Annotated in this window: 2 protein-coding genes; both read left to right on the forward strand. The window is 67.1% G+C overall.

The window, feature by feature from the left end; all coding sequences use genetic code 11:
- Positions 1-89: 89 nt before the first annotated feature.
- The gene (locus SSP24_RS42485; protein ID WP_141316621.1) at positions 90-599 is read left to right on the forward strand and encodes a MarR family winged helix-turn-helix transcriptional regulator; all 510 of its coding nucleotides are present in this window, start codon (positions 90-92) and stop codon (positions 597-599) included.
- Positions 600-642: 43 nt separating this feature from the next.
- On the forward strand, positions 643-981 hold the full coding sequence (locus SSP24_RS42490; RefSeq protein WP_141316623.1) for a DUF3817 domain-containing protein: 339 nt from the start codon (positions 643-645) through the stop codon (positions 979-981).
- Positions 982-1,006: the final 25 nt, after the last annotated feature.

A 1,006-nucleotide genomic window follows, 5' to 3' on the forward strand; every position in this document is an offset into this window, starting at 1 on the left:
TAAGACCGCTACCGACGAGGACCAGCCGGTCGGCCCGAAGAGCGAGACGGGGCTGACCAACATATGACCGACGGGTAAGGTCTGATGACGTGCCGAAGCCGCTCAGCCTTCCCTTCGACCCCATCGCCCGCGCCGACGAACTCTGGAAGCAGCGCTGGGGCAACGTGCCGTCCATGGCCGCGATCACCTCGATCATGCGCGCACACCAGATCCTGCTCGCCGAGGTCGACGCGGTGGTCAAGCCGTACGGACTGACGTTCGCACGGTACGAGGCGCTGGTGCTGCTCACCTTCTCCAAGGAGGGCGAGCTGCCGATGTCCAAGATCGGCGAGCGGCTCATGGTGCATCCGACGTCCGTGACGAACACCGTCGACCGCCTGGTGAAGTCCGGCCTGGTGGCCAAGCGCCCCAACCCCAACGACGGCCGCGGCACCCTCGCCGTGATCACCGACAAGGGCCGCGAGGTGGTCGAGTCGGCCACCCGCGACCTGATGGCGATGGACTTCGGCCTCGGCGCGTACGACGCCGAGGAATGCGCCGAGATCTTCGCGATGCTCCGCCCGCTCCGGGTGGCCGCACACGACTTCGAGGAGCAGTGACCCGAGGGAAGATCGCCCGGAACGGGCGGTTACGCTCGTTCGCATGAAAAAGAGCGTGCTGACCCGCTACCGCGTCATGGCCTACGTCACCGGTGTGCTCCTGGTCCTGCTGTGCCTCTGCATGATCGGCAAGTACGGCCTGGAGATGGACGGCGCCGCGGAAGCGACGCAGGTCGTCTCCATCGCGCACGGCTGGCTGTACGTCGTCTACCTGATTTTCGCCTTCGACCTGGGCTCCAAGGCGAAGTGGCCGGTCGCCAAGCAGGTGTGGGTCCTCCTGGCAGGAACCATCCCGACGGCGGCGTTCTTCGTGGAGCGGAAGATCTCGCGCGAGTTGGACGCCAAGGTGGAGCAGCCGGCGCCCGCGCCGGCGAAGGCGTAAACGCAGTCCCCCGCCACACCGCCCC

Origin of the sequence: Streptomyces spinoverrucosus, from assembly GCF_006539505.1 — a bacterium.
GTDB lineage: Bacteria > Actinomycetota > Actinomycetes > Streptomycetales > Streptomycetaceae > Streptomyces > Streptomyces spinoverrucosus.